The organism is Streptomyces shenzhenensis, assembly GCF_003688995.1.
Classification (GTDB): Bacteria; Actinomycetota; Actinomycetes; order Streptomycetales; family Streptomycetaceae; genus Streptomyces; species Streptomyces shenzhenensis_A.
Genome location: NZ_PENI01000063.1, coordinates 1 through 19,955 on the forward strand (window position 1 = coordinate 1; position 19,955 = coordinate 19,955).

At 69.1% G+C, this 19,955-nt stretch carries 16 protein-coding genes, 1 tRNA gene and 4 pseudogenes; 12 read left to right on the forward strand and 9 right to left on the reverse strand.

The genetic code is table 11. The features are described from left to right. Positions 1–1,046: 1,046 nt before the first annotated feature. Positions 1,047–3,578, forward strand: a complete 2,532-nt coding sequence (locus CTZ28_RS45535; protein WP_121895822.1) for a DEAD/DEAH box helicase — start codon at positions 1,047–1,049, stop codon at positions 3,576–3,578. Positions 3,579–3,860: 282 nt separating this feature from the next. Here the strand turns inward: CTZ28_RS45535 and CTZ28_RS45540 are convergent, their stop codons facing one another. After that, positions 3,861–5,141 (reverse strand): AlbA family DNA-binding domain-containing protein, encoded by a 1,281-nt coding sequence (locus CTZ28_RS45540; RefSeq protein ID WP_183154901.1) that lies wholly within the window; start codon positions 5,139–5,141, stop codon positions 3,861–3,863. 498 nt (positions 5,142–5,639) lie between these two features. Here CTZ28_RS45540 and CTZ28_RS47585 point away from each other — a divergent pair, with 498 nt between their 5' ends. Next, the gene (locus CTZ28_RS47585) at positions 5,640–5,858 is read left to right on the forward strand and encodes a hypothetical protein (protein ID WP_183154902.1); all 219 of its coding nucleotides are present in this window, start codon (positions 5,640–5,642) and stop codon (positions 5,856–5,858) included. Position 5,859: 1 nt separating this feature from the next. Continuing rightward, positions 5,860–6,003, forward strand: a complete 144-nt coding sequence (locus tag CTZ28_RS47590) for a hypothetical protein (protein ID WP_183154903.1) — start codon at positions 5,860–5,862, stop codon at positions 6,001–6,003. A 109-nt stretch (positions 6,004–6,112) separates the two neighbouring features. Here CTZ28_RS47590 and CTZ28_RS45545 read toward each other — a convergent pair whose 3' ends face one another. Beyond that, positions 6,113–7,720: a hypothetical protein gene (locus tag CTZ28_RS45545; RefSeq protein WP_121895826.1), complete on the reverse strand. Its 1,608-nt coding sequence runs from the start codon at positions 7,718–7,720 to the stop codon at positions 6,113–6,115. A gap of 1,073 nt (positions 7,721–8,793) precedes the next feature. Here CTZ28_RS45545 and CTZ28_RS49220 point away from each other — a divergent pair. Beyond that, entirely contained in the window at positions 8,794–9,069 is a 276-nt protein-coding gene (locus CTZ28_RS49220; RefSeq protein ID WP_259472110.1) for a hypothetical protein, read from the forward strand. Positions 9,070–9,100: 31 nt separating this feature from the next. On the opposite strand, the pseudogene CTZ28_RS49880 reads toward CTZ28_RS49220, so the two are convergent. Together CTZ28_RS49880 and CTZ28_RS47595 are read right to left on the reverse strand one after the other, a co-directional pair. Further along, positions 9,101–9,388: pseudogene (locus tag CTZ28_RS49880) on the reverse strand (hypothetical protein); the annotation flags it as partial. Positions 9,389–9,732: 344 nt separating this feature from the next. After that, positions 9,733–9,817 (reverse strand) — tRNA-OTHER (locus tag CTZ28_RS47595). 251 nt (positions 9,818–10,068) lie between these two features. Between CTZ28_RS47595 and CTZ28_RS45555 the strand changes: the two are divergent. From CTZ28_RS45555 to CTZ28_RS45570, 5 genes and pseudogenes are all read left to right on the forward strand, one after another. Further along, positions 10,069–10,446: pseudogene (locus CTZ28_RS45555) on the forward strand (DEAD/DEAH box helicase family protein); the annotation flags it as partial. 121 nt (positions 10,447–10,567) lie between these two features. Further along, positions 10,568–10,954 (forward strand): hypothetical protein, encoded by a 387-nt coding sequence (locus CTZ28_RS45560; protein ID WP_147481302.1) that lies wholly within the window; start codon positions 10,568–10,570, stop codon positions 10,952–10,954. A 228-nt stretch (positions 10,955–11,182) separates the two neighbouring features. After that, complete coding sequence (locus tag CTZ28_RS46750; protein ID WP_147481303.1) at positions 11,183–11,446, forward strand: hypothetical protein; 264 nt, start codon at positions 11,183–11,185, stop codon at positions 11,444–11,446. Continuing rightward, a complete protein-coding gene (locus tag CTZ28_RS45565; RefSeq protein ID WP_147481304.1) occupies positions 11,392–11,826 on the forward strand; it encodes a hypothetical protein in 435 nt (144 codons plus the stop codon). The genes CTZ28_RS46750 and CTZ28_RS45565 overlap by 55 nt, the downstream gene beginning before the upstream one ends. Before the next feature lie 145 nt (positions 11,827–11,971). Then, complete coding sequence (locus CTZ28_RS45570; RefSeq protein WP_147481305.1) at positions 11,972–13,150, forward strand: mannose-binding protein; 1,179 nt, start codon at positions 11,972–11,974, stop codon at positions 13,148–13,150. Between the two features lie 501 nt (positions 13,151–13,651). On the opposite strand, the gene CTZ28_RS45575 is transcribed toward CTZ28_RS45570, so the two are convergent. The 4 genes from CTZ28_RS45575 to CTZ28_RS45590 all read right to left on the reverse strand — a co-directional run bounded on the left by CTZ28_RS45575 (position 13,652) and on the right by CTZ28_RS45590 (position 18,066). Continuing rightward, entirely contained in the window at positions 13,652–14,323 is a 672-nt protein-coding gene (locus tag CTZ28_RS45575; protein WP_121895836.1) for a restriction endonuclease, read from the reverse strand. 964 nt (positions 14,324–15,287) lie between these two features. After that, positions 15,288–16,910 (reverse strand): hypothetical protein, encoded by a 1,623-nt coding sequence (locus CTZ28_RS47600; RefSeq protein WP_183154904.1) that lies wholly within the window; start codon positions 16,908–16,910, stop codon positions 15,288–15,290. Positions 16,911–17,415: 505 nt separating this feature from the next. Next, on the reverse strand, positions 17,416–17,676 hold the full coding sequence (locus CTZ28_RS45585; RefSeq protein WP_121895838.1) for a hypothetical protein: 261 nt from the start codon (positions 17,674–17,676) through the stop codon (positions 17,416–17,418). A gap of 9 nt (positions 17,677–17,685) precedes the next feature. Further along, complete coding sequence (locus CTZ28_RS45590; RefSeq protein ID WP_147481306.1) at positions 17,686–18,066, reverse strand: hypothetical protein; 381 nt, start codon at positions 18,064–18,066, stop codon at positions 17,686–17,688. Between the two features lie 219 nt (positions 18,067–18,285). On the opposite strand from CTZ28_RS45590, the pseudogene CTZ28_RS49885 reads away from it, so the two are divergent. From CTZ28_RS49885 to CTZ28_RS49225, 3 genes and pseudogenes are all read left to right on the forward strand, one after another. Beyond that, positions 18,286–18,354, forward strand: a pseudogene (locus CTZ28_RS49885) (hypothetical protein); the annotation flags it as partial. A gap of 173 nt (positions 18,355–18,527) precedes the next feature. Beyond that, positions 18,528–18,692: a hypothetical protein gene (locus CTZ28_RS49890; RefSeq protein WP_398658085.1), complete on the forward strand. Its 165-nt coding sequence runs from the start codon at positions 18,528–18,530 to the stop codon at positions 18,690–18,692. 256 nt (positions 18,693–18,948) lie between these two features. Further along, positions 18,949–19,317 (forward strand): annotated as a pseudogene (locus CTZ28_RS49225) (dsDNA nuclease domain-containing protein); the annotation flags it as partial. Between the two features lie 271 nt (positions 19,318–19,588). Here CTZ28_RS49225 and CTZ28_RS45605 read toward each other — a convergent pair. Beyond that, on the reverse strand, positions 19,589–19,955 hold a 367-nt coding region (locus tag CTZ28_RS45605; protein WP_147481307.1), incomplete at its 5' end, for a DDE-type integrase/transposase/recombinase.

Consider the following 19,955-nt stretch of genomic DNA (forward strand, 5'->3'; position numbering starts at 1 on the left):
TCTCCCGCGGAGCGGGTACCATATCGCTTCGCGATATGCAAGCGAACACCCGCGCTACGCGCGGGTGTTGCGTTCCCGCTTCGCGGGAACGCAAGCCGGGTCACTGCGTGACCCGGCGTCAACCTGTGTGCTCCGCACACAGGTTGGGCCCGAGCCGCTGCTGCGGCACAGGCCACAGCCGCGCAGCGGCCGGCCGGGATCCTGGGACGGGGCCTCCGCTGCGCTCCAGCCCCTCAACCGCGCTGCGCGCGACCCGCCCACGGGCCTATGGCCTGAAGTGACTGTGGGAACAGGTGACGACTATTCGGGCTGAGCAACTGTCAGGGCCCAGCGGATACTCTCGGTCGAGGTGTCAATCCCTATGGAAAAGGAACCCGGTTGCACGACACCTGGGCCGAGGGTCACCGATCCCACTCCTGCCTCGCCAGCTGGGCATTCCACCGTGAGTTCGGCTAATTGTGTCTGCTGGGACAAGGTCGCCACTACGCTGCCACCCCCTTCGCAGGCCACGGTGAGCACGGTCGGCAGCCCTTCCCATGCTCCTCCGGACACGACTCCGCCGGCTCCGGTCCTCTCCTCCACCCACACCAAGCCGTCAGGTCCGGGGTGCGGAAGAAGCCCTCCCGCAGCCGCGGCGGGGCCAGTGCCTCCCCCTGCGAGTCCAACCGCCGCCAGCGCGGCTGCCGTTACGGCCTTCGCCGTACTCCTCATGTTCGCCCCTCTCGTTGTCCTGTCATGACACGGATAGTCTGACGTGTAGGAGATCCCCGCGCCTGAGTACAGCTACTCATGACATTCAGACAGTATGAGAGACGGGCTCCAATCAAGCTCCAAGTCTCCTGCTTCATTTATGGCAATGAGATAGACTCTGGAATCATGCATCGGTATCGCTCAAGAGTCTGAACCGGATCAGATCCCACTCCCCCGCTACTGCTTCAAGGCTGATATCTGGTTCAGATGAGGTTCACCGTAGCCGATCGCACACCGTCTACGTGCAGGTTTCCCGTTCCCTGCCAGGTAAGAACCCCAGGAGAAGGCAGACGGATATGTCGACCACAAGCCGAACCGATCAGCGTGAGGCGGCCCAACAAGAAGCCCTGGGCGCGGTTGTTCGTTCCCTCGAATTGCCTGCAAGATCGCTTGCGCCCGAGAGGGGACTCCGGACGCAGGTGATCATGGCGACCGGGTCCGGCAAGACCCGGGTCGCGGCCCGCAGCGCTGAGAAGCTCCGTGCTGGCCGTGTGCTGGTGCTCGTCCCCTCGCTGGACCTGCTCACCCAGACCGAGGCCGCGTGGCGCGAGGCAGGCCGTACAGGCCCGATGATCGGGGTCTCGTCTCTGCGGGGCGAGGACGTGACCTTCCCCAACACCACGGACGTGGAGGAACTGGTCGACTGGGTGCGGCCGTTTGACAAGGTCACCGTGTTCGCCACGTACGCCTCCCTCGGTCTCGGCACCCTGGAGCGCGCCCACAAGGCCGGCCTTCCAGGCTGGGACCTGATCGTGGTCGATGAGGCGCACCGGACGTCGGGTCGGATCGGCAAGCCGTGGGCGATCGTCCACGACAACACCCGCATCCCGTCCCTGCGCCGCCTCTACATGACCGCCACGCCCCGGCTGTGGCAGTTGGACGAGGATGCCGAGGGCGCGCCGGGTGAGCTGGTGGCGAGCATGGAGGACGACCCCAACGGGCCGTTCGGTGCGCGTTGCTTCACGCTGACGCTGTCCGAGGCGATCGACCGGGGGATCTGCGCGCCGTACCAGGTGGTGTGCGTAGACATCACCGACACCCAGCTCCAGGCCGCGCAGCTGCTGGGCGCCGAGGGCCGCTCGGACGAGGTCCGCGGGGCCCGGCTCGCCGCGCTCCAGACCGCCCTGCTCAAGGCGTCGTCGGAGGAGAACTTCCGGCGCACACTCGTCTTCCACCACGTCGTCAAGGAGACCGAAGCCTTCGCGGCCGGCCTCCCCGACGTCGCCGCGCAGCTGCACGCCGCCGACCCCGAGCTGTACCCGCGCACGATCTGGGCGGACTGGCTGTGCGGCGAGCACAAGTCAGGCCACCGGCGCCGGGTGTTGGGCGAGTTCGCGTCCGGGATCGCCACGGACGGCACCGTCGTGGAGAAGGGCTTCCTGGGCTCGGTGAAGGTCCTCGGGGAGGGCGTCGACACCAAGAACTGCGACTCCGTGTACTGGGCCGACGTGCGCGGCTCCATGCCCGACCTCGTCCAGGCCGTGGGCCGCGCGCTGCGGATGCAGCCGGGCGAGGGCAAGGTCGCATCCCTCGTGGTGCCGGTCCTGCTCGGGCCCGGCGAGACCGCGGACAACATGCTGACCTCCAGGGCGTTCGGCGGGCTGGCGAAGCTGCTGGAGGCGCTCAGGGCACACGACGCCCGGGTGGTGGAGCAGTTGGCGCAGCAGCAGACCCTCAGCGCCTACAAGCCCGTACAGCAAGCCGCGCGGGGCCAGGAGAGCCGGGGCGAAGGGAACGGGGCCGGCGGTCCGTCGGCGTCCGCGCGGGAGCTGCTGAAGTTCTCCGTGCCGCGCGACCCGGCGCAGCTGGCCGCGTTCATCAACCTGCGCGTCCTCAACCCCGAGCACGAGCACTGGCGGCGCGGGGTGGAGGCCGCCGTCATCTACGCCCGCAAGCACGGCGACCTGAAGGTGCCCTTCACCTACCGGGTGCCCAGCGGCGACGACCAGGCGGTGGAGGTCGAGGGGTGGCCAGCCTCGCTCGCGAACTTCCCGCTGGGGCAGTGGATCGCCGACAACCGGCGCTTCTACGCCCGCGGCAACATGGACGCCGACCGCATCGAGCAGCTCGAGAAGCTGGGCATGGTGTGGTCGCACTTCGACGTCGCGTGGGAAGAGGGCCTGGCCGCCGCCCGTGGGTGGGCGGCCGAGGCGGGCCACCTCCTGGCCCCGCTCGACGCCACCCACCGGGGCTACCGGGTAGGGATCTGGCTCAAGAACGCACGGGCCGCCGCCCGCAAAGCAGCCGAGATCGAGCAGCGGCGTGCCGAGGGACTGCCGGTTCAGTCGTCGGCCAGGGCACTGACGGACGAGCGACGCGAACAGCTGGAGGACATCGACCCCTCATGGTGCCCGCCCTGGCCCGTAGAGTGGCAGCGCGCCTTCCACCTCGTCCGGCAACACCTGGAGACCAGCGGCCCGCTGCCGACCGAGCCCGGCACCGTCGTGCACCAGGGCGAAGACCTCGGCCGGTGGGTCCGCTCGGTCCGGCTCGGCTGGGACAACCTCACCGGGGTGCAGCAGTGGATGCTGGAGGAGGTCCTCGGGATCGAGCCCGCCACCGAGGACGAGAAGCCGAAGCCACGCCGTACACAGGCAGACAAATGGGCCGCCAACCTGGCAGCCGCGAAGCAGTTCTACGAGCGCGAAGGCCACCTCCGCGTGCCGCGCAAGCACCTCGAGACGATCGTGGTCGGCGTCGACGGCGAGGGCCAGGAGGAGCGGTCCATCAAGCTTGGCTCCTGGATCGGCAACCAACGCAGCCGAGCCGCGACCCTGTCCCCGGAGCGCGTAGAGCAGCTCTCCGCCATCGGCATGCGATGGACGTGATGGGCATCGCACCGCGGCCGTCGTCACGCTCTCGGCCGGCTATCTGCTCGGGCGGCTGCACCCTTGGCGTCGCCTGGGCGACTGGGCGGCCGATCAGGTCCGCTTCACCGGGGCGTGGGTCCGAGGCGGCACCAGGCGGCAGGCCATCGTCGTCCTGGTCCACGTCGTCACCGCATCACGTGCCGGCTGGCGCGTGATGCGCGCCCCGGCCACCGAGACGCGGGCGCCTGCTCGGGGATCGGTGCAGCCCCTTGCCTTCCCCATCGGCCATGTGCGGTTCGGTTACAGGTAGGCGGTGATGCCGAACTGGTGCATCAGGTCGGTGAAGGTCTCCTGGGCGCTCGCGCTCAGGTGGTCGTCCTCGTCGGCCGGGCTGATCAGTGCCGTGACGGGCTGGATGCGGCGGGGGCGGCGTGCGTGGTCGGGAATGGACCGGAAGCTGCCGCCGTATTCGGTGATGACCGGTGTCAGGGGTGTCGGTTCGGCAGTGGTGATGATCGCGGTGACGTTCACGGAGCTGTCCACGCAGAGGTGGCGGGCGAGTTCGTGGGCGAGGGCGAGGGCGTCTCGGCAGCTGGCTCCGACGATGTCCGTATCGACCAGGATGCCGTGCGCTGTGGGGGCCGCTGTGTCGTCTGCGCGCAGTGCCTTCCATGACAGGTTGACCGCGAGGACGGTGCTGCCGTCGTGGTGCAGCTCGGTGTAAATCTCCCGGCCCGTGCGCAGGGGCAGCGTGCTGAAGGCCCAGCGGCGCAGCCCTGGCCGGGGGTTGGACAGGACGACATCGAGTCCGGTCAGCGGGCCCACGGCCAGGGGGTTGCGGGTCAGGTGCTGGGAGCGGGCGCGGGCGGTCGCGCACAGATTGGGGACCCTCTCCCGGACGAGGGGCGGCGCGGTGCGGGGCAGGGGCCGTTCCGGGCGGGCGACGGCGACGAACCAGGCGGAGGGTTCGGCCTGGTCGGCGAGGGAGTTGTCCAGGGCGTGGGTGAGGAGGCGGTCGGTTTCGTCCTGGGCGTGCTGGGTGCGGGTGAAGCGTTCGCGGTAGGCGCGCTCGATCTGGTGCTCGGCCATCCAGGCGGTGTGGTCGCGGTCGCGGTAGGGGACGACGGCGGCCTGCTGGTCCTTGTCCTTGGCGGCGGTGCCGTAGACGTGGTGAGGGGCCATGGGGCTGGCGGGGACGTCGATGGCCAGGAAGCTGAGCTGGCCGTCGGGCGAGGTGAGGGTGGTGAAGGTGAGGTCGGGCAGGTAGGGCTGGACGTGGTTGCGGATCCACTGCGCGTACTGCTGCGGGTTGACCTCGTCGGGGTCGATGCCGACCGGCACGGTGGTCTTGTCGATGACACCGTAGATGAGCAGGCCGCCACGGGTGTTGGCCATCGCGGCGACGTCCTTGGCCAGCTCGTTCCGCCGGCCCTCGCGCGGGGGCTGCGGCAGCTTTTCCTTCCAGTCCAGGTCGTCGGACTCGGCCAGGTTGGCGTCGGCGGCCTGCTTGACCATGTCGAAGGTGAGCGGGCCAGGCGGCGTACCGAGGTGCTCGTGCAATCGTGTCCAGGAACGGGCCATGCCCGGCAGCATACGAAGCCGCACTGACAACGCCGTCCCCGCACGGGAAGCACAGGTGCGTCCCCTCCATCCCCCATTCGTGGGCTTGCTGGACCAGCGGTCAGGCAGAGCAGGCGACTTGTCCCGTCTTCGAGGCGGCGAGGTGCAGCATCCAAGGCCGGGAGTCTCAGTCCGAGGGCTACGGCCGGGGCACCGCTCCCGGCCCACCGAATTGGATGAAAGTGACGGAATGCCGTGTATGCAGAACGCTGACCTGCGGTGGCGTGCCATGAAGGCGGTGGCCGACGAAGGTACGTCCGTGTGGACACAGGTGACGGAATGGGCTTGGTCGGCCTGGTCCTCCGGGCCGGTCAGATGCCACGATCAAGACCTCGCCAGGGCCCGCAGGCATCCCGCCCGCAACCGGCTTGCGCCGAGTCTCATCTGGCCCGGTCTCAGTTCCCCAGGAGCGTTGATGTCCGTCTTCCCCGCCCGGCGACGGCCGGTGCGGTCGTCACGGTGACCGCCGAGCGCGGGACCGCGAGGCCGCTCGCCAGCCGCCTCCTGACCGGTGACGCCGTCGTCATCCTCGTCCTGGCCGTCACCGTGCTGGCCGCGACCGGGTGCGAGGTGCCCGCCGCGCCGGGTGCGCTAGGGGCCGCGGCCGGCGGTCGATTCGCGCGCGCCTGGCCCGGGCTGCACCTGGACGTGCGCCACGCGTTCGGAAGGGCTCTCTGAGATGGCCAGCCGACCGCTCAAGCCGATTCGGGCCAGCGCACCCCCTGCACTGCGGGCTCTTGTCCAGCGGCTGCGCAACGTCAAGGAGTCCTCGGGCAAGACCATCGAGGTGCTCGCCGTGCACGGTGAACACCGTGGCCCATGACCGGGGGCGCGCTGGATGGTGAGGGCCTTGCGGACGGCATCGACGGGGTCGCTGGCGTCCAGCTCGATGTCCCAGCGCACGAGGTAGGCAGTGACGTGCCCGCAGGAGGTCACGCGTCGGCGAAGACAGGCAGTGCCTGCACCGGCGGCATGTCGAGAGCCCGCTGGCGGACTTGGGGGACCGAGAGCAGTGCGACGTAATGCTGGTGGCCTCCGAAGGCCAGCATCTCGCGGACCGTGACGATGTCCATTTCACTGCGCTCAGCTATCAGCGCCTCGATCAGCCATGTCGCATCCGTGTCGCTGAGCTGCAGCACGGTGGGTGAGATGAAGCAGGCCGGGCCGACCCGTGCCACTGCGGTCAGGAGTTGATAGGCGTCCGCGTCCTGCTCTGACTCGCGCAATGCAGCCACGATGGCGACCAGTGCGCCGGGCGAGCGGCTCGCTGCGATCGCACTCAGCAGCGAGTAGGCGTAAAAGTTCCCGTTTTGGTGGGAGCGCAGCTCGGCCAGAAGTTCACAGAGATGGGGCGGGGTTCCCTCGGTGCCTGCGACGTCCAGCAGCTCGTGGGCCAGGTCCCAGTCCTTCTCGTCGTCGTCGGAGAGGAGCAGGACCCTCATCACCCCGACGAAGAGATCCGTCGGCGCTTCGAGAGCGAGGGAGATGAACGAAGATCCGTGCTCCTTCATCGCCCGCACCTGCGTCAGGATCCGCAGCGTCAAGGCCTCGTCGTCTGGCTCGTCGTCTGCTTCACCGGTCTCGGCTATGGCGACTGAGTTGTCCAATGGATCGTCCTGGTGCAACTCGCAAGCAAGCTGGTCGAGACGCCGGGCCCCGTTGTCCAAGTGCCGGGAGGCTTTGGCCAGCGCGTCATCGATGTCGTCCGCTGCTGCCTCGAAGTCCTCGCCTTCGGATGCCGAGGGGCTGGGAACCGTCAGTGGTGGGGAGTTATCCGGTTGTCCAGTGCCCTGACGCAACCGCTCGAGTTCGTCCTTGAGAGTGCGGATCTGCTCGGCTGCCTCTTCGGCCAGCCGGTCGGCCTTGCTGCGTTCCTCCCGGGCACGGTCGAGTTCGGCTTCCGCGGACCGCCGCTGCTCTTCACTGCGCGCCAGCTTCTGACGCACCTCCTCCAGCTGTTGAGGACGGTGTTCACGCTCCCGTAGCCTGCCGCGCTCAGCGTGCAGGGTGGTGATGTCGCGCTGAAGCTTGTCGACCATGGTCAACAGCACCATTACCATCTGATGGCTTCTGGAACGCTCACGATCCAGCTCCATGGCGCGCTCCCACGCCCGCATCAGCTTGTCCTGCAGGGCCAGTGAACGCCTCTGCACGGCGACCAGCTCGTTCGCCAGCGCAGCCGGGTCCGGCTTCCCCCCGGAGGTCTTCGCCGGCCGGGTGGGGTCTTTGCGCGAGGCGAGGGCTCGGGCTTCGGTGAGCATCCGCTCCCGGAGCGCGGCATCGTCACCGGAGCAAATATCAGCAATCGCCTGGACGAACTCATCGTCCAGACGCACCCCGGCAAGCCGCTCGCCGATGGTGGAACGGCCAGGTGTACGCCCGCTGCTGAAGTGCTCAGGCGTCAGCTGCGCCGCGACGTCATCGATACGCAGCTGCGCTGTGTCCAGCCAGCCCCGCAGCAGACTCGCCAGGGCATCAGCCTGCTCCGTGGGGCCCTTGAGATCACCCCACGGCTTGGTACGCCGCTTTAAGTCACCCAACCCGCTTCTCCATCCGTCTTTGGCGCTGTCCGGCCCTGTCCGGCCCTGTCCGGCCCTGTCCGGCCCTGTCCGGCCCAACGGCCAGACAACTGGAACCGTCCTTCCAGCGCGGTGCATGGTGTGCAACACCGCATGACACAAGCCCCACCACCAGGGGCACACCACCGTGTTCGCACGCACGTTTGGGAGACCCTACCGATGCCCAATCTTCTCCAGCACGCCCTCCACCAGATCCTCCACGGACTCGTGACCGAGCTACCCGCACAACTCGTCACAACAGCCATCGCCGCCCTCACCGTCGGCGCTCTACGCGCCCGACGCCGTCGCCGACTGACGACCCGCACCAAGCCGTCACCTCCACCCAACAACTTTTAACTCCTCGGACACCACGGCAACTCGGCAGGGGCCAACAGGAGAGCCACACCTCCGGGCGCCACGCGTGTGCGCAGTCTGCTGCGATGGCCCGTATCCACACCGGGCGGTGCGGGCCATACGACGCCGGCGGCGTGGAACATCGCGCAGCCTGCGGGGCCGGGTGCGGTCTCACCACCAGCGTCGACGGGGCTTGGAGACCGAGTGAGCGCCGCGGAAGGGCGTCCGGCTACCATGAATCAGCGGGCAGATGATCCGCGATCTACGCGAAGAAGCGGCGGCCTGGGTAGTGCAGCGGGCTGCCGGCAACTTCTACTCATTCAAGCGCCGCACCGCGTCCCTGAGGAGCACGAGACGTGAGTCGAACCGGGACCGTGAGGCGCGGAGTGCACTGGGACCGCCTGCCGAGTCCCGCAGCGCGTGAGCGCGCAGCGCTCGGTCCGAGCCGGGCGCGGAGCGGCTGCCCGGACCGCGGCGAGGCGGTACGGCGCGGAGCGCGCCGCACCGTCGACCGGCACGCGTTCGGGCTGAGCCCCGCCCACCCCGGAAAAGGAAAGAGCAGTTGTTGCGCCCGGCGACCGGTACGGGCCCGTCGGCAGTCGGTGCCCGGGCGTTCCGGCGCCGCGCCCGGTCGACGCGCCTGGACTCCCGACCGCCGGACGAGAGTTGAAGGAGTCGGTCGTCTGGGCAGGGTGGTCGGCATGGCAGACGGTGAAGGGCGGGACGCTGCGCGGGCGCTGGCCGCGCAGGCCCGGAACGTGGCGTGGGCGGCGGACGGTACGCCCTGGCAACGGTTCCTACGCACGATCAGCGGTGGCAGATGGGGCTGCCGGCTCACCGGCTGGACCATCATCCGACTGGATGCACCCTGGCAGGACACTCCCTCCTCGCGGTCCGGCTGGAGAGAACGGGCGGCGAACCTCGACGGCGACGTCGCCGTCGACTACACCGTCTGCGCCGCTTGCCGACGCGGATGAGCGCGGCCTCGTCCTCGACCCAGGCGAGCACGGCGGCAATCGCCCGCTCGTGCGCGGCCTCGATCACCCGCCGCGTCTCCCCATCCCCGAGCGCCCACAGCAGAGTGAGAGTCGGCTGCAGGCGGAAGACCAGATCGAACCCGGTAACCTTCACCCGCCGACCGAGCGCCCCAGCCCGCCGCGCGGCCGCAGGCACGTCGGAGAAGACGCAGCCGGGTGTGGTGAGCTCGGCGTCGCAGCGAAGATTAGCCGTGGACGGGCTGTCCCAGTTGACGTTCGGCTGGGTGGGGATGGTGTCTACCGGACCAGATCCCGCCATTCTGTGCACGGGTGACGCAGTACCAGACGGCAAGCACCAGCGCCCGGTTGACGCTGTTCACCCCCTCCGGGCCCAGGAGGTACCTGCGGCTGATGCGGACAACCTGGTGGCCGCGCTGGAGGAGGGCTGCCACTAGGGCGCAGAGCGAAGGTGGTCGAGCTGGGCAGATGGCGCCGGCCTCTCGCGGCGCAGCGTCCAAGGACGGCTGGGACGAGGGTGTGACAGCCGTGAACGACGCCCTGGTGGGCATCACAGACCGGGACTGGGCGCGGCACAGCGGCCGGGCGGCCGGGGCCCCTGAACTGGCCGTACGTACCGATGGTGTGAGGAATTGTGTGCAGAGGTGGCCAGCACCCGGATTCGAACCGGGGTTTCCGCATCGGGGCGAACCCGAGTGCGGTGTCCTGGGCCGCTGGACGATGCGTGGCCGGATGGAGCTTATCCATTCACCGGCTGGCGTTCCCATTCCTTTTACAGGTGGTGTTGCGTTCACACGCCCGCCCACCACGGAGCAGCGGCGGATCTCACTGGCCCCCGTCGATGTGCCGTCCTGGGCGTGGGAAAAGCCCTGCGGCTAGCGTCGCGCGAATGCATCGATCCGGAACGACCCCGGATCGGCCTGCTACCCGCACGCGGCCGTCTGAAAGACCACTGGAATTAGGCATCGGGGAGGCAAGGAAATGTCAGCGATTCAGCTCAAGGAACACCAGGCAGAGCAGAAGTCGAGTTTCCGTAAGCGGGTGGGATTCCCTGCAAGGTCATCTGCGCCCCCGCAGGGTGCTCGGGGCACGATCGTGTCCGCGACCGGGTCGGGGAAGACCATCACCGCCGCCGCGAGCGCGCTGGAGTGCTTCTCGGGCGGGCGGATCCTCGTGACCGTGCCGACTCTGGATCTGGTCATGCAGACCGCCCAGGCGTGGCGTCTGGTGGGCCACCGCTCCCCGATGGTGGCGGTGTGCTCGCTGGAGAATGACCCGGTGCTGGGCGGGCTGGGGGTGCGCACCACTACGAACCCGATCCAGCTGGCGCTGTGGGCCGGGCAGGGGCCGGTGATCGTTCTTGGAATCGATCATCTAGCGGTCATGCCCGCGACACGGCTTCCCGACGCGTCCAGCTACGGCGAACCATGTGCCCCGAACTGATCACCGTATGCCACGCGGCTGCTGTCACACTGGTGTCATGCCGAAGAAGCGAACGTCCGACAGGAATTTCGCCGACGTGGTGGCCGCCGTGGAAGCCGCGGAGGGGTCCGATCCGGCGGAGGGCCGGCTCTCCCCTGCGAGTTCGGGTGAGCTCGTCGACGAGCGGGGCTGTCTGTGGACGAAGAGCCGGGGGCCGCTGGACGTCCGGCTGGTCAAGCGGCTGGTGCGGGGCGCGGACGAGATGATCGTCGGGGAGGGTGCCGGGGAGGTGCTGCGGTCCGTGCCGGAAGAGGAGCGCGAGGCGGCGTGGGCACTGATCAAGGACGGACTCGACACAGCCGGGTCAGGGACATGGACGTACCGGGCGTACGATTTCCGCTCCGAGGACGGCCGCATTCTGCTGTACGTCGAGGAGTTCTACTGACGCATAACGGTCGATGTACGCAGCGACGCGCGCGTCGGCGGCCTGCATCCGGCCGACCGAGGCGAGCGTCCCCGTCCCGTTCGCAAGGACGGGGGCTGCCTGCCGGTACGCGGCAACTGCCGCGACCAGGTGATCAATGGGGTGTCCGCCATGGCGTGCCGCCCACAAAAGGTCGCGGACGCTCAGTGGGAGCGTCACGGCGCGGCCGTCGCACGGTCCCTCGCCCGGATGCCCGCTCTGCGAAGCAGGGAACAGGAGGCGGCCCGCGCCGACCTGATCGCGCTGCGGCTGTATCTGCACAGCACGGAAGGACCGCTGTCCCAGGAGGCGGTGACTCGTGCGCTGCGTTCGTACGACGAGACGGTGTACCCGTACGCGGCGTGCCTGTCGTCCGCGCTGAGCCGGCCCCCTCCTACCGGGGCGTGGTGCTGCGGGGCATGGGTGACGACGACGGTCACGGCAACGCCCTTCCGCGGCCCGGCACACTGCTGAGGGACCCGGGCCCGGTCAGTGTCACTCCGCTCGACCCCCTTCGCCCGGCGATGAGGGCGGGCAACAGCTATGTCATCTGGTCCGCCGCCGCCCGCCGTGTACAGCAGGTGCTCGACGCGGGCGACGGGCCGGAGGAAGTGGTGTTCGCACCCGGAACCCTCTTCCGGGTCCTGGAGGTACGCAAAGGCGACGGGGGCGGGGCCCCGGTGCAGATCTTCCTGCGCGAGCTGACCGGCCCCCTCGGCCCGCAGACCAATCCTGCCGCGGACCGTGCCGCGCTCGAACGTCTGGTCCAGGCCGTGAGCCAGCGCTCGGGCCCCGCGCCGGCCGGCCAATGGCCGGAGCGTTGCACAGGGCTGCCCTTCGGGGCCGGGCCGTGACGCGACTCCGCGCAGCCGACACAACGCAACCGAGTAGCCAATCGCAAAGCAACCGACCCCAGTTGGAAGTGCTCTTTGGGTCGGGACAGATCTCGAGGCCGTCGGACGCCTCCCTCGACCAGCTCGACCAAAGGAGAATCACACGATGGGTGCCCAGCGAAACGGGGGAGACGGGACGACCCCTGGCACGGGCGGTGCCGCACCGCGGGTGCGGGTGGCGGTCGCCCTGCTGGCTTCACCGGAGCTCCCCGAAGGCGCGCTGAGCCCGGGCCGGTCCACCGCTGCGGCTTCCGGTGCCGGGGCCCCGGAGGCCGCAGCGCCCGGCGAGGGGGAGCGCGGTGCCACCGCGCCGGCCCGCCCGAGGGGCCGTCGAACCGGCGGCGGGGGCGAGGCGGCGTCGGCCGCGAGCGCCTCCACCGCCGGACAGCCGGACCAGCAACGGTTGGAACAGCCACACGCCGGGGAGGCGAGCGGCTCGGCCCCGGCGACGGCCCGGAACGCGGCGGCGGACGGCGGCGAGGGTGCCGCGTCCATGGCCGCCGCGCAGACGGACGACGACGGCGCCCCGCCCGGCGCCGACGCCGAGGCGGCCCACGACGGACGCCCGAAGAAGCCCATGCTGGCCGCCGCCGCCATCGTCGGGGCCATCCTCATCAGCGTGCCCTTCGCACTGGCGGGGGGCGGTGACGACAAGAAACAGCCGACGACGCAGGAAGTGTCACACGAGGAGTCCGACACGGTCCTGGGCGCCGGCGCACCGAGCGAGGAGCCGGGTGACTTCACCACCTTGAGCCCCTCCACCTCCCCGAGCCCCCGCCCCTCCAGAACGAGCGCCGCGCCGAGCACCTCCGCCCCGGCGGCCGGCGGCAGCGCGAAGCCCAAGTCCGAGCCCTCCAAGGAGAGCAAGGCGTCCTCCGCACCGGCCCGGGACCGCTCGGACACGGCGAAGAGCACAGCGAAGAGCACAGCAAAGAAGCAGACCAAGCAGAACAAGGCCCCTGTGTGGACCAGGACCTCCGTATCGTCTCCGAGCACCCTCTCCGGCGGCGAGTCCTGGAAAACGAACCGGATCAAGATGATCATGCAGACAGACGGCAACCTCGTGGTCTACAACGAGAACAACCGTCCGATCTGGGCGGCCATGAGTTTCGGAGAGAACCACAAGGCCCGGTTCCAGTCGGACGGCAACCTCGTGATCCTCAACGGCGACGACAGGGCCATCTGGGCCGCTGGCAGTTGGGGCCACCCGGCCGCGAAACTGATCCTCAGGGAGGACGGCAAGGTGGTCATCATGGACGGTGGCACAGTGCTGTGGAGCACCTGACGCACAGTTGACCGAACTCGGTTCCCGGCCCCGCCGCGTGAGCGGTGGGGCCGGGACTGCGGATGCGACCCTGAAGGTCCTCACCGGCCCGTCCGCGCCCGCCTGCCCCACAGCAGGCCGCGTGGTTGCAGCAGCGGTGCAGTCCCGGCGCACAGGGGAATCCGGCCATCAAGCAGACGGCCTCCAGCCCTCGGGGCCAGCCCACCGACCCGCTTGAAGAACAGAGCCACCCGAAAAGCAACACACCAGTCTCGAATGACACGAACCCAGGCCAAGGCCAGCGCTCAGCGAGCCGGGCCGTCGGCTCGCGAAGTCACGGCCCCGAGTGCCACCGCCTCCGGCACCACATCACCCCACGAGCAGTCCCACTCCAGGCCGTGGGCGAAGCGGCCGCTGTCGCGGAAGTACACCTCCCCGAGCACTTCGGCGGCAGGATGCCGGACCGTCCCCAGGCGTGCTCTTCCGTGCAGTCAGCCACGCCAGAAGCTGGCGAGCGGTCTTTCAGCTCAGGGGTGTTGAACGGCGAGGGGGCGGAACGGCCCGCAGTACTTCCCACAGAGGCTGTGAGCCCGCCGCCCACGCTCCCAGCGTCTCGCGGTCCACCACGTGCAACCGCTGCTGCTTCGCGAACGCCCATCCAGGTCCGGTCACCCGCCCGTTCGTCACGAGCACCGCGACGTCCGCGCCATGTACCTGGCGGGCCGTGCCGTTGAGCACCTGAAGGTCCGGGGTGCCCACCGCGCTGCCGGCGAGGCCGTTGCGGCGGTGCTTGCACTGGATCACCCAGCGCCGCCCGAACGGATCCGTCGCCTTCACGTCCGCGCCCAGGTCCCCGCCGCCGCCCGCCCGGACCGCATCCCGGCAGCCGTCCCGGCGCATCAGATCCCGTACCGCGTCCTCGAACCGGGCGTGATGCAGCGCATCCAGCTGCGGCAGCCCGTACCGCAGGCCCTGCGCCCGCACCCGCTCCCAGACCGCCGCCTGCTGCCGGCGGTACAGCCAGCCGACGCCCACGAGCACGGCAAGCACCAGGAGTGCGGCCAGCACCCACCAATGGGCCAGCAGCCAGTTGACCACCGCCACCACCACGGTGACACCCACGCCCACCACTACGAGCAGTCCGAGCAGCTGCGCGTCCCGCTGACGCTGCCGCCTCCCCCGCCGCCGGCTCACCGCACGTCCTTCGGCGACGGGAACCGGATCGGGTAGGACACCGTGGGCTGCGGCTCCACCCGCGGCGCCGGCACCGTGTCGAACCGGATCGGATACTTCACCGTCGACCGCGGGCTCGGAGACTGCCCGCCGCCCGCCGTCGCGTTCCCGTTGCCTAACCCCACCGCGGCTAACGCGACTAACGCAAAGATCGTCATTTCCCGCCGTGCGCCCGGCGCCCACCGCGAGTGACCCCGCACCGGGGTCCCGTCAGAGCGCACGTACGGCCGTATCCAAGGCATCCACGCCTCCCCCTCGTAGCGAATCCCCGCCAACGGCACATCCTGGCAGACCCCACTGACAACGTGTCAGCACATCACCACACAAGGTGATCACCAGGGAGGGGGTGTGCAGGCAGTCGCACAGGCCGAGGAGCACTGCCTCGTGGTCACGCACGCCCGGATCAACATCGGCGTACGGGCAGGGAGGGGGGCGCGTTCGGTCGGTGGCCGCGCTTCTTCTGTGAGCTTCGGCACGCGGGGTACGGGAACTGGCACCGCGTTCCCGACGTACCGTCAGGGTTACTCCCTGCTAGGAGGTTCGCGACCGGCTCACGCAGAGTCAGCGCGGTCCACCGCCGCTCCGGGTGTGGCACGCGGTGCCTTCCGCCCTTGCGCCAACGTGAGCTTGACGGGCCAACGGATTCCGTACCACTCGGGTATCGTTCGGCCATCTGTCACGCCAGGGACTCACGCGGCGCCGTGCCTCCCCGGGGAGTCCACGAAGGATTGTGGGTTCTCCGCGGGGACCTGCGAGATCCGCAGGCTCCACGGAATGGAGTGATGGATACCGATGGCACTGCAGGACTCGCCAGAGGTGCACTGCCGCTGTTGCAGCAGGCGAAACCGGTCGTACCGGATCGCCCGCCGGGGTCGTTCCAGAGGTCCCGGCACAGCTCGTGTGACGTTCGGTGCGCGTTTCGTGCTCACGTGATGAGCACGGCCGTGACGGCGAGGCCGACGAGAAGGAGCAGGACGGGTCCCAGCGGCAGGCCGTGGTCGCTCGGTGGGCTCGGTTCTACGGGGCGCAGTTCCGGGTGGGCGTGCAGGGCTGTGACCTCCTCGGCCATGCGGACGTACGACGGGCGCAGTCGCAGTCGTCGCTCGAGGCGCGGCTCCCCCAGCCCCGTCAGATGCCAGGTGCTGCCGTCCGACCGGCGTATCTCCACGCCGCCCTCGTCGGTGTACTCGGCTGCCCGCAGCCGTTCCCATGGGACGTGCCGTACGGTCCAGGCCCCGGTCAGCCACAGGCCGGTGCTGTCCGCGGTGGCACGCCAGTTGAGGAGGACGGCCGCGAAGCGGATCCATATCGGCAGCATGAGCGGGGGGAGGAGGAGGTGCCAGTGGAAGCCATCCGTCGCGAGGGAGTGCGCGGTGAAGGAGACCCCGGCGGTCAAGCCCGCGGTCAGGGCCAGTCCGGCGGTTCGGGCCACTGGGCCCGGCCCCCAGCGCATCGGGCGGCCGGTGGGCGCCAGGGTGGTGGCGATGCGGTCGATCCGGTCCTGCCGCTGCGGACCTGAGGTGTCGGGGTCGAGGACAGTTGCTCCCAGGAGGGGCTTCTTGCCGGTTCGGGGGAGCCGGACCGGGCCGGCGGTGCGGATCACGATCGGGTCGCCTGCCCGGTCCGTCGTGACGAGGACCAGTTCGCCGCCTTCGTAGGGGGCGCCGAGCAGGACCGCTTCGTGCAACCGCGTGTCGACGCGGAATTCGTCCTCGGCTTTCTCTTGGATGCGGCCCACCAGCTCGTCCTCGTCGGGGAGCATCGCCGTGCAGAGACAGGTGAAGAGCGCGGTCTGGCCGGCTGTGTCGTCGGCCGCGTAGATCCAGGTACGTCCTTCGTAGTCCGTGCGGTCCAGCACGCGCAGGGCCGGCACCGGTGCGCGGCGCAGCGCCACGGCACGGCGGCGGGCGAGGACGCCCACGGTGAGGAAGGAGAGCCCGGGCAGCCCGGCCGCCAGGATCAGCAGCTGCCAGCCGAAGGCGTCGTAGGGCTCCGCCGCCAGGCGCCGCCACGAGCCGTCCTCAAGTACGGTCACCGTGCTGCCGACGCCGTAGTCCTCGGGGTAGGACGCGTCGACGGTGATGCGCCGTTCGTCATCGGTGCGGACGCGCACCGTCTCCTCGCCTCGGTGGATCACCGTCGCCGTGATGTGCGTGGCCCGGTCCGCGTGCCGCTCGTCCGCGCGGATGCCACTCAGCCCCAACAGGACCGCACCAGCGGCCACGGCGCACAGGACCAGCCCGGCAGCGAGCGGGAACCTGCCTCGCACGAGTGGGCCGGCAGGCTCCGGCAGCCGATGCCGCACTCCGGCGGTCCGTTCCACGAGCCGCCGCTGCCTGGACCGGGCGGCCAGCCGCTCGCGGGCCGCGGCCCAGCCGAAGGCCACGGCCCCGATCACGGCGAAGTTCGCGACCTGGGACATCCGGTCGGCGCCCGGCACCTCTCCCCACGCCACCATGGCCGCCAGCGCGGGCGCTGCGATCAGCGTGAGTTCCGGAAGCCGGGCGAGCCAGTACAACAGGCCGACGGCCAGACCCACTTCCGTCATGCCGCCCCAGTCCGGACCGCAGGGCGCCGCATCGCTGCACGACGGTACCGGTTCCACCGCGATCGCCCATACAACGGTGATCAGCAGCGCCGGCACGGACCACACAGGCCGGGCCCAGGATGCGGGGCGGGCCCGGGCCCATAGGGCGGCATCGGTGGACGACCAGGCGGGCGTACCTGCCGGAACGGAGCCCGACGGTATCGGGACGGGAGTTTCGGGCACGTCAGGATTATGCGGCAGGAGACCGCCCTCACCGGACCGGTTCCGCGCCGTACCGCCTACGCCCCGGAGCCACAGCGTTGAGCACCGGCTGGCAAGAACCCTCACGACCACCCGGTGATCCACAACAGCGACTCATCGTCACACCCCTGTCCCGTCGAAATGCATCTGTCAGATGGCGAGCCGCTGACCTGGTGGGGTGCCATGTCGGTTGAGAACGCTGGGCCTCCGTGTTCTCAACCAACATGGCTTTCACGGAATCGTGCTGACGGACGGGACAGCCGACTCAGCCGTCTTGCTCTTCAGCGAAGCTGCCCATGGTCTCTTTCAGGCGGCGCCGTGCCGCGTCCAGACGTTCCGCGTAGTCAGCAGCGAAGATCCTGGGAAGCGCCTTGTCCAACGTCCCCGCAAGTTTGTGGATCGGGGCCCACGCAGCTGGGTCGTCGACCAGACGGCTGAGATCCGTCATCTGAACTCTCTCCAGCCAGTCCGAGAGGACGAGTGCCTCATCGGAGGTGAGCTTGATGGTGATCTCGCTGTTGTCCACGTGGCGAACTCAGCCCGGAGCCTCATGGAAGTCTCGTTCGCGGTAAAGACAGAAGCGCCGGTAGAAGGGGTCCTGGGTTCCGAGGGTGGTGTAGATCCGGCGCGTCGCCCCCTGCCATGTCACCCGGAACGGCTGCGAGGCCAGCCCCACCACCCTCCGGTCATGATCGAGGAGCATGGCCCGGTCCCGCTCCAGCCACGACTCGAACCCCACCAGCGACTCCGTCGTCGCCGCCCAGTACCAGCCGGTGAAGTGCCGCTGCCCGCGGTACGACGTGAACCGCCGCACCGGGAGCCCCGACTCGAACGGAACCCGGGACACCGCCTCCAGCACGGACTTCCTCAGCCCTCCGCCCTCACCGTCAGCCCACTCGACATCGACCAGATCCATCGCCACCCCCGGCCCCACGTACCTGCCGAAAGCAACCGTGACAGGTACAACGAGAACCGGACCAAGAAAATGAGATCAAACCCCAAGTACGGTGCAAATGACACCGCTCAGCGTGCAACGCAGCTCACCGCGATCGACCCGGACTGAGACTGCCCGTGGCCCCTGGACTGGCAACGCCACTACCGCGTCCTCGCCGACCTCGTCGACGCCGACGGCCACCTGCCGGCCATCGAACCCGGAGTGCTGTTCGAGGGCGACGACCTGGGCAAGTGGCTCCAGCGGCAGAAGAATCCGGGCACCTGGGCGCAGCTGTCGAGCGAGCAGCAGGAGCGGCTGTCCACGCTGGGCATCAAGCCGCTTGAGGAGACGTCTCCCGCCCCGGCGGCCACGCATGCGGCGAAGGGGGCCCGAACAAGGCGCAGCAGGCGTTCCAGCGCGGCTTGGCGGCCCTCACACAGTGGGTGGAACGGGAAGGCGTCCACCGGCCTGTACCCCGGAAGGCGGTGGAGACCTTGCCCGACGGGACCGAAACCAAGCTCGGCATCTGGTACAGCAACACCAAGGCCAGGCGGGACAAGCTCACCGAAGAACAGCTGGTCGCGCTCCGGAAGTTGGGCGTCGAATGAGCGTAACAGTTGCAGGCCCGGGCGCTGCTAGCTCGGCTTCGGGGCTGCGCCTCATAGCGGTGAGGGTTGTCAGAGACGATCCCAAGCCACGGCCAGGCCCTCCCTCGGATTGGGCCCACCAATCCTTTGTGATTGTTCGGTTACGCACAGCATAAAGCTGTGGTAGATCTGTGGATCTTCGGATCGTCTGGCCGGAGCATGACTGACTCAGAGGTCGGTAGTGGGGGTGGGCGTGGTCGATGTGTTGGCGGACTCGGTGGGTGATCCCGAGCCCTTCGTTCACCCGATTTTTCAGCTTCGCCCTGGCGAGGACAGTGGATCCGAGACCCTCGGCTTGTATCGGTATCAGGCCGAGGTGGCAGCTCAGGCTTGTCTGGCCATGCTCACCCAGGATGTCATCGACTACGTCGTATGCGAGTGGCATGAGGACTTCGTCATCGCGTTCACGAACGGCGAGGTGGAGCTGGTGTCGGTCAAGCACAGCAGCCGCACGCAGTGGACACTCGCGGATCTCTGCAAGGACGGCGGGATAGCCCATCTGTTCGACCGGTGGTCTGCCTGCGGGCGCGCGAGCAACGTGCGGCTTCGCCTGACTACGAATGCGCCCCTCAGTCCCGCGAAAGACAACGCTTCCACGCTTGCCCGTATGTGCGGTCCAGACCCGGAGCTCACGGTCGGCAGGGGCGCCATGGCCAAGAGCTTGTCGCAGCACCTGCTGAAGGTTCGCTGGAAGCAGCCCTACGACAGCATCCCTGAAGTGCTGCCGGAACTGCGCAAGGTCGGTGACATCGCTGCCCCGCAGGAGTTCACCGAGCAGGTGGCCGCCTTCATGGCAGTGCTGGAAATCGATTGGGGCTGGTGCAGGTTTGGTCACGCGACCTGGAGGGCCGGTGTGGTCATGACGCTCTCGAATCGACAGGGGTCAGCCGGCCGAGCGAGGCTTGTCTGCGGCGTCGGTGGTAGGTCCTCTCGATCCAGGTCACGATCGCGATCCGCAGTTCCTCGCGGGTGGCCCACGCCCGACGGTCGAGGACGTTTTTCTGCAGCAGGCTGAAGAAGGACTCCACGGCCGCGTTGTCGCCTGCCGCTCCGACCCTCCCTATCGAGCCGACGATCCGGTGCCGGTCGAGCACCCGGACGAACTTCCGAGACCGAAACTGCGATCCGCGATCGCTGTGCAGAATGCACCCGGCGACGTGACCACGCCGGGCAACAGCGTTGTTCAGCGCTGTGACGGCCAGGCGGGACTTCATCCTCGTGTCG

What these genes read in the sequence shown, in the direction of transcription:
- CTZ28_RS49220 (WP_259472110.1), top strand. Translation starts at nt 8,794, where the DNA reads ATGGCAGACGGTGAAGGGCGGGACGCTGCGCGGGCGCTGGCCGCGCAG.
- CTZ28_RS46750 (WP_147481303.1), top strand. Translation starts at nt 11,183, where the DNA reads ATGCCCGCTCTGCGAAGCAGGGAACAGGAGGCGGCCCGCGCCGACCTG.
- CTZ28_RS45570 (WP_147481305.1), top strand. Translation starts at nt 11,972, where the DNA reads ATGGGTGCCCAGCGAAACGGGGGAGACGGGACGACCCCTGGCACGGGC.
- CTZ28_RS45565 (WP_147481304.1), top strand. Translation starts at nt 11,392, where the DNA reads ATGGGTGACGACGACGGTCACGGCAACGCCCTTCCGCGGCCCGGCACA.
- CTZ28_RS47590 (WP_183154903.1), top strand. Translation starts at nt 5,860, where the DNA reads ATGGCCAGCCGACCGCTCAAGCCGATTCGGGCCAGCGCACCCCCTGCA.
- CTZ28_RS47600 (WP_183154904.1), bottom strand. Translation starts at nt 16,910, where the DNA reads ATGACGGAAGTGGGTCTGGCCGTCGGCCTGTTGTACTGGCTCGCCCGG.
- CTZ28_RS45540 (WP_183154901.1), bottom strand. Translation starts at nt 5,141, where the DNA reads ATGGCCCGTTCCTGGACACGATTGCACGAGCACCTCGGTACGCCGCCT.
- CTZ28_RS45535 (WP_121895822.1), top strand. Translation starts at nt 1,047, where the DNA reads ATGTCGACCACAAGCCGAACCGATCAGCGTGAGGCGGCCCAACAAGAA.
- CTZ28_RS45590 (WP_147481306.1), bottom strand. Translation starts at nt 18,066, where the DNA reads ATGGATCTGGTCGATGTCGAGTGGGCTGACGGTGAGGGCGGAGGGCTG.
- CTZ28_RS45560 (WP_147481302.1), top strand. Translation starts at nt 10,568, where the DNA reads ATGCCGAAGAAGCGAACGTCCGACAGGAATTTCGCCGACGTGGTGGCC.